Annotated in this window: 7 protein-coding genes; 1 reads left to right on the forward strand and 6 read right to left on the reverse strand. The window is 63.2% G+C overall.

All coding sequences use genetic code 11. The features are described 5' to 3' along the window. Window positions 1-7: 7 nt before the first annotated feature. Genes ACP15I_RS18675 through ACP15I_RS18690 form a run of 4 tightly spaced genes read right to left on the reverse strand, consistent with a single transcriptional unit; the run spans window position 8 to window position 4,303 of the window. A complete protein-coding gene (locus ACP15I_RS18675; protein WP_424967490.1) occupies window positions 8-1,219 on the reverse strand; it encodes a beta-ketoacyl-[acyl-carrier-protein] synthase family protein in 1,212 nt (403 codons plus the stop codon). Between the two features lie 3 nt (window positions 1,220-1,222). Continuing rightward, the gene (locus tag ACP15I_RS18680) at window positions 1,223-1,492 is read right to left on the reverse strand and encodes an acyl carrier protein (protein ID WP_424976239.1); all 270 of its coding nucleotides are present in this window, start codon (window positions 1,490-1,492) and stop codon (window positions 1,223-1,225) included. Between the two features lie 58 nt (window positions 1,493-1,550). Continuing rightward, the gene (lpxD, locus tag ACP15I_RS18685) at window positions 1,551-2,639 is read right to left on the reverse strand and encodes a UDP-3-O-(3-hydroxymyristoyl)glucosamine N-acyltransferase (RefSeq protein ID WP_424976235.1); all 1,089 of its coding nucleotides are present in this window, start codon (window positions 2,637-2,639) and stop codon (window positions 1,551-1,553) included. A gap of 56 nt (window positions 2,640-2,695) precedes the next feature. After that, window positions 2,696-4,303, reverse strand: a complete 1,608-nt coding sequence (locus ACP15I_RS18690; RefSeq protein WP_424976236.1) for a L,D-transpeptidase family protein — start codon at window positions 4,301-4,303, stop codon at window positions 2,696-2,698. 294 nt (window positions 4,304-4,597) lie between these two features. On the opposite strand from ACP15I_RS18690, the gene ACP15I_RS18695 reads away from it, so the two are divergent. Continuing rightward, window positions 4,598-5,167: a YcbK family protein gene (locus ACP15I_RS18695; RefSeq protein WP_424967494.1), complete on the forward strand. Its 570-nt coding sequence runs from the start codon at window positions 4,598-4,600 to the stop codon at window positions 5,165-5,167. Window positions 5,168-5,182: 15 nt separating this feature from the next. On the opposite strand, the gene ACP15I_RS18700 is transcribed toward ACP15I_RS18695, so the two are convergent. Further along, window positions 5,183-6,133, reverse strand: coding sequence for a 1-phosphofructokinase family hexose kinase (locus tag ACP15I_RS18700; protein WP_424976237.1), 951 nt, complete (start codon window positions 6,131-6,133; stop codon window positions 5,183-5,185). A gap of 333 nt (window positions 6,134-6,466) precedes the next feature. Then, window positions 6,467-6,934 carry a hypothetical protein gene (locus ACP15I_RS18705; protein ID WP_424974124.1) on the reverse strand — a complete coding sequence of 156 codons (468 nt, stop codon included), beginning with the start codon at window positions 6,932-6,934 and terminating at the stop codon, window positions 6,467-6,469. Window positions 6,935-7,077 lie beyond the last annotated feature (143 nt).

The raw sequence follows: 7,077 nt of genomic DNA on the forward strand, positions 1-7,077 counted from the left end.
ATCGGCGTCAGGGCGCCTTGCGCAAGGCCAGCACCGCGTTCAGCCCGCCAAACGCAAAAGCATTGCTGAGCACCACGTCAACCTCGGTTTCACGCGCGGTGTTCGGCACCACATCCAGCGCGCATTCGGGATCCGGCTCCTCATAGCCAATGGTCGGGGCGATCACACCGTCGCGCAGGGCCATCACACAGGCCAGAAGCTCCACCGCGCCCGTGCCCCCGATCAGGTGGCCATGCATGGACTTCGTCGACGAGATCATCAGATCATCCGCATGGTGGCCAAAGGCATCGGCCACTGCCGCGCATTCCGTCTTGTCATTGGCCGCCGTTCCGGTGCCATGGGCGTTGATATACCCGACCTGATCCGGGTTTACCCGCGCGTCCTTCATCGCACCGGAAATCGCCCGCGCCGCCCCCTGTTTCGACGGCATGACGATATCTGCGGCGTCCGAAGTCATGGCAAAGCCGATCACCTCTGCGAGGATCTCGGCCCCCCGTGCCTTGGCATGGGCGTAGTCTTCGAAAACGAAGACAGCCGCGCCCTCGCCCTGCACCATGCCGTTGCGGTTGGCGCTGAACGGTCGGCACGCATCGCGGGACATCACGCGCAGCCCCTCCCAGGCCTTCACCCCGCCAAAACAGAGCATGGATTCCGACCCGCCGGTGATCATCACCTTGCTAAGCCCGGAACGGATGAACTGGAACGCCTGCCCCATCGCATGGTTTGAACTCGCGCAGGCGGTGGCGACGGTAAAGCTTGGCCCCTTGAGGTTATGCGCCATGGAAACATGGCTGGCGGCGGCGTTGTTCATCAGCTTGGGCACGACGAAGGGATGCACCCGGTTTTTGCCGTCCTCATAGACGGTCCGGTAATTCTCATCCCATGTATTCACGCCGCCCCCGGCCGTGCCCAGCACGACACCGGCCTGCGCCGCAAGCTCGCCCGAGAAACTGAGCCCGGATTGACGGATCGCCTCATCGGCGGCCAGCAGCGTGAATTGGGTGAACCGGTCGTAAAGCGAGATCTGCTGGCGGTTGAAGGCCGCCTCGGGATCGTATTCCTTGACCTGCCCGCCGATCCGGATCGACAAACGGTCCACGTCGCGGATATCCAGCTCGGAAATCCCGCAGCGCCCCTCCCGGAACGCCTCCAGCGTTTCAGCGACATTCACCCCGAGGGCATTGATGGTGCCCTGCCCGGTGATCACGACGCGGTGCATGGATCAACCGACCTTCTGCTCGGCGACAAGACCTTCCACCGCCGCGATAATCGCTTCCACATTCGAGATGTCGAAGCCGCTCGCGGTCGGATCGTTGGCATTGAAAGGCACTGAAATATCAAAGGCTTCCTCGATCGCAAAAATCGCCTCGACAAGGCCGAGGCTGTCGATGCCCAGATCCTCCATCGTCGCGTTGGACTGGATATCGGATGGCTGCAGAACCGCCTGTTCTGCAATGATCGAGATGACTTGGTCGCGGACGGTCTGTGACAAATTACTCACTCTCAGCGGCCCTGAGACGGCCGCAGCCTCTGGTCAATCTGAGGCTGATTTAGTCATTCTCGCCGCGCTTTGAAACTGCTTTCTGCAAGTCTGCGACCTGTTGGATCAGACGCGGCAGGCGGCGGATCGCCTTGTAGCTTTCCACATGGGATTGCATCTTCATCGCCGGGTAGCCGAGCAGAACGCGGCCCGCGGGCGCATTGGTGAAAATCTTGGTCGCGCCGCCGGCGATCACGTCATCCCCTACGAAGATATTGTCATTCACGCCGACCTGACCGGCCAGCACAACGCGGTTGCCAATCCGGCTGGATCCGGCAATGCCCACCTGGCCGCAGAGCAGGCAATCCTCGCCGACCTGCACGTTATGGCCGATATGGACGAGGTTATCGAGCTTCGTGCCCCGGCCGATTTTCGTGTCGCGGATCGTGCCACGGTCGAGACAGGCATTGGCACCGATCTCCACATCATCGCCGATCTCGACCGCGCCGAGGGAGTGGATGCGGGTCCAGCTCTGGCCCGCTGCGTCACCGCGATCTCCGACGGATTTGCGCACCTCCTCCACGGCGGAGGTTTCCGGTGTGACAAACGAAAAACCGTCCGCGCCGATGCAGGCACCCGGCTGTAGGAAGACGCGGTGGCCGATCCGCACCCGCGCCCCGATCTTGACGCCCGCATGGATCAGAACGTCGTCGCCGATCTCGGCCCCCTCGGCGATCATCACATGCGGGGCGATCCGGGCATTTGCACCGATCCGCGCACCGCGTCCGATCACCACGAACGGACCGATCGCGGCATTCGCCCCGATCTCGGCGCTGGGATCGACGATGGCCATCGGATGAATGCCTGTTGCGATCTCGGGTCCGGGGTCGAGCAGGGTCGTCAGCCCGGACATGGCATAGCGCGCCCGCTTCACGAGCACCGCGCCGTCGAGGCCGTAATCCTTCCAGGGCGCATCGCCCCAGAGCATCGCGGCCCGCGCCTGCCCTTGGCTCAGCCCATCCGCATATTTCGGGTCCATGGCAAGCGCGAGATCCGTCGGCCCGGCGCTGCCGGGCTCCGACGCGCCTGTCACGGTCAGCTCGGCATTGCCCGCCACCTCGGCGCCGAGCGCCTCTGCGATCTGTCCAAGACTATACATGCCGCGCTCTCCGTCCGCTGGGCGCGCGCAACCCGCGCGCATCTGTGGCGTAAGACCTAGCTCTGAACGGCGCGCGGCACCACCCCGGCCTTGGCGAGGGCGGACCAGAGCTTCGCATCCCTTCCATAGACATCGCGCCGGAACTGCACATTGCCCTTCGCCGGGGCAAAGGCGGTCTGATAGACCAGATGCACCGGAACCACCTTGTCGAGATAGACCCAAGTCTCTTTGCCTTTGGCAAGCTGCGTCTTGAAGAAGCCCTCCGGGTCATTTTCCTGTTTCGACAGAAGTTCATAGGCGAAATCGAACGGATCGGCGACCCGCACGCAGCCATGGGAATACGCCCGGCTTTCCCGACCGAACAGGGACTTCGCCGGCGTGTCGTGCAGGTAGATATTGTACTTGTTCGGGAACATGAACTTCACGAGCCCAAGCGCGTTGCGGTTCGACGGCGGTTGCTTGATATCAAAGGGAAAGTTTCGCGCCGTCATCTGCGTGAAGTCGACAGACGCCCGATCCACCACGCGCCCAGAGGCATCGATCAACCGCAGATAGCTATGGGCGTTGGGGTCCTGCTGAAACTTCGGCAGATATTCCTTGGTCGCGATGGACCGCGGCACATTCCAGGTCGGGTTGATGACCATATGGTCCATCTCATCCGAGAATTCAGGCGTCCGACGGTCGGAGGTGTTCTTGCCAACAACCACACGGGTCGAAAACACCTCTTTGCCATTTTCATGCACGCGGGCGTGGAAATCCGGGATGTTCACCATGATGTGCCGCTTGCCCAGATCGAAATTCATCCAACGCTCGCGCTCCAGCCCGACAAGGATCGCCTGCAAACGCTCCTGCGGCTCCACATTCAGCTCGCCCAACGTGATCTTCGCCGCAACACCATCGGTCGCAAGCCCATGATCGCGCTGAAATTTCTGAACCGCCACCTGCAGCGATGCGTCATAGCTCGCCGAAACCGTACGCTTGAGATACCCCATCCGGATCAAGCGGTCGCGCAGCGCGATAACAGCCGCACCGGACTGGCCGGGCGCCAGCTTCGAGGCTTTGACCTGAGGTCCCCATCCGCCAGCCCCGATGGTCTTTTCCATCTCGAGCTTTGCCTTGAGAAGCCGCGTGTAAGCCCCTGACTTCGGGGGAAGCGCCTTGATGAACCGGGACGGATTGCTCTGCGCAAAGGCGCTGATTTGCGCGCCGCGATCCCGCCGGGGCAGCGCCCTTACGATCGCCGTGTCCACCCGTGACGGCGTCAGCGCACCGCTTTGGATATCCTGCGCGTATTGCAGGAACACCTTGCTCGCGCGCACATCGAGAAGCCCCCGCGCCCGCGGGTCCTTGGCCGCACCGAACGCCTGCCGCAGGCCGGTCGCGTCATAGCGCGCCTCGGGGAGGCCATGCACCCAGGCCTTGTCGAGCGCCTTCAAGAGCGCCGAACGCCGGTTGCGATCCCGGTTCGAAGTCCAGAGCGCCTTGTAATCCCGCGCCTTGTAGAATGCGGCCAGGGCCGGATCATCCGCCGCCGCCTCGGCCACAGCCAGCTTGAATGCGGTGGATTGGGCCGCTGCCGCGCCGGTCCAGCCGGACAGCAGCAAAAGAGCGGCCAGGATCAGCGCATGCAGCGGAAAGGTCGGGGCGAAAACACGTTGGAACACTGGCAAAATCTCCTTGAAGTCCTGAACAGACTAACCATGCAAAATCTTATGAATACCTTCACATTTTGAAGATATTCACCAAAACACGCGTTTCTTTTCCCAGACGCGACCAATCTGCAACGCGGGTTCGGCGTGAGTTGGGCAAGAATCTGCCGAAGATAGGTGATTTTGCCGCAATTCAGCCCCGCCAGCTTGGCGAAACGGACGGTTTGTGGCACATGGTTAACACATCTGGGGATGTACTTTGACAGAGGTCACAGCCAAGTGACCCAGGGCTATGGGGCGATACGAGCTATGAGCAAGTCTACAGGCGACCGCTTTACGCGGCGTGCTTTGCTTGGTGCATTTGCGGCCACGGCGGTCACGGCAGCGCCAGTTTACTCGAACACTTTCGGCTTTCTGCGCGGTGGCGGCGACATCCGCCGTCTCAAGATGCATTCGGGCCGAACAGGCGAAAAAATCGACACCATCTACTGGGTCGAGGGCAAGTACGTCAAAGAAGCCATGAAGGAAATCAACTACTTCATGCGCGATTGGCGTCGCGACGCGGTCAGCACCATCGACCGGCGCACCATCGATATCATGGCCGCCGCCCACAACATGCTCGACGTGGATGAGCCCTATCTGCTGCTGTCTGGCTATCGCTCGCCCGAGACGAACGCCATGCTGCGCAGCCGCTCGCGCGGGGTCGCCAAGAACTCCCTGCACATGCAGGGACAGGCAGCCGATCTCCGTCTCGGATCGCGCAGCGTTCGCCAGATTGCGGCCGCCGCCGCAGCCTGCAAGGCGGGTGGTGTCGGCAAATATTCCGGGTCGTCCTTTGTCCACATGGATTGCGGACCGGTGCGCGTTTGGGGGCGCTGACCCCCGTTTTTACGCTCAAAGCTCGGTGACGATGGATTGTTCCGCGTAACGGTCTGCGTCGCGCTTGTTGCACAGATCCGTGTCTGCGCTGGTCACTGTCGAACACGCCGCCCCCACCCCGAGGATACAGGCCTCGAGCGGGTCGGCCCCGCGAGAACTCGCCAGCGTGTAGCCCGCAACGAAGCTGTCCCCCGCCCCGGTCTTGCTCACGACCTCAACCACCGGTGGGCGGACATGCCAGGTCTCACCACTATCCAGGCTCAGGACACTGCCCTCCGCCCCCTTCGCGACGACCACAGCCCGGGCACATCCACGGGCGGCCAGATGTTCGGTCACCCGCGCCACATCGCGCAGCTTGGACAGGCGCGCACCAGACAGGCTCTCGGCCTCCTCGAGGTCCATTCGCAGCAGATCGAGCGGATGCTGCCGCGCCCCCGACATCGCCCGCAAGGCGGGCCCGGATGTGTCGAGGATCGTCCGCACCTTCAAGGGCCCCAGCCGCGCCTGCAGATCCACCAAGGCGCTGCTCTCGACGCCGGGCGGCAGGCTACCGGACGGAACGACGATATCACCCGGGCGCAAGCCGTCGCAAAACGCATCGATCGCCGCAGCAAGATCCTGCTTTGACCAGACCGCCCCCGGCATGATGAAGCGGAACTGGCGATGGGTGGCCTGGCATATCACCGACAGGTTTTCACGGGTCTGCGCGCTCACGCCCAACTCCCAGAGCGGGATGCCCTCGGCCACGAGGCGCGCGCGCACCTGCGCACCGGTACTCCCACCAAGCGCCAGCGCCGCAACGGTTTCACCGCCGAGAAAGGCGATAGCGCGCGAGACATTCACCCCGCCACCGCCTGCATCCGCGCGCGGTTGCGCGCAGCGCAGCTTGAGATCGGGAACAACTTCGGGGGCTTCGGTGGACAGATCCAGCGCCGGGTTCAAGGTCAGGGTGAAAATACGGCTCATGGGCTCAGTCCCACACGCGCGCAGTTTTATTGTCAAGAAATCCGCGCACAGGACGGCCATACAACCGAAGGGCGTGCCCTGGAGGCCGCGAAACGCGCATTGCTTGTTCGGTGCTGCGGACGGAAAACGACCGGCCCCCTGGACTTCGGGGGACCGGTCTTTCGCGACGCACCTTGGGATTTTGTCCGTTTCAGGGGGAGGCTGTCGGGGACGGGGTGCGGTGTCGCGTGGGGCGGCCGGTTGGGAGGGTCCCGGGCGCCGGGATGGGTCTGGGGGGAGGGAAACGCCCGCCCGGCGGGAGGAGGCCGGGCGGGGTTTGGGGGATGTTAAGGATTACTCGTTAGACGAACCCTTGGCGCCTTTGATCGCGGCCAGCTCGGCGAAGCTGTAGTCGTTTGCGTCCAGCCCGAGGGAGGCTGCGAGCTGTGCGCTTGCGCCGGTCACGCCCACGGATTGGGTCGAGACGACTGCGCCGCGCTCGGCCACGTTATAGCCGGTGTCGGTGTCGAAGCTGCCCTTGATGGCGGCCAGTTCGCCGAAGCTGTAGTCATTGGTGTCCAGGCCCAAGGTCGCGGCCAGCTGTGCATGGGCCGGGGAGATGCCGACCGACTGGGTCGAGACCACGTCGCCGCGGGGCGGGATGTTGTAGCCATTGTCGGTGTCGAAGGAGCCTTTGATCGCGGCCAGTTCGGAGAAGCTGTAAGCGCCGGGCTCGACGCCGAGCTGACGCTCGAGCTGGGAGGAGGCGAAGGCCGGAGCGGTCAGGGCGATCACGAGGGCGGATGTCAGAGCGAGTTTCATTTCAGTAGTCCTTTCAGTGTGTTACGCGGCCTGAATGTGCGTTGCGAGCCGCGGTGTTGTGTGTGTCGGCGGTGTGTGTCGCTGCCGATGAGTTGGATTTGGGGCGGTTGGGCCGGGAATGAAATGGCGATGATGAGAGAGGC

The organism is Dinoroseobacter sp. S124A, from assembly GCF_049801015.1.
Classification (GTDB): Bacteria; Pseudomonadota; Alphaproteobacteria; order Rhodobacterales; family Rhodobacteraceae; genus Dinoroseobacter.

Coding starts and splice junctions, on each gene's coding strand:
- lpxD (WP_424976235.1), bottom strand. CDS start 2,639: ATGTATAGTCTTGGACAGATCGCAGAGGCGCTCGGCGCCGAGGTGGCG.
- ACP15I_RS18700 (WP_424976237.1), bottom strand. CDS start 6,133: ATGAGCCGTATTTTCACCCTGACCTTGAACCCGGCGCTGGATCTGTCC.
- ACP15I_RS18695 (WP_424967494.1), top strand. CDS start 4,598: ATGAGCAAGTCTACAGGCGACCGCTTTACGCGGCGTGCTTTGCTTGGT.
- ACP15I_RS18705 (WP_424974124.1), bottom strand. CDS start 6,934: ATGAAACTCGCTCTGACATCCGCCCTCGTGATCGCCCTGACCGCTCCG.
- ACP15I_RS18675 (WP_424967490.1), bottom strand. CDS start 1,219: ATGCACCGCGTCGTGATCACCGGGCAGGGCACCATCAATGCCCTCGGG.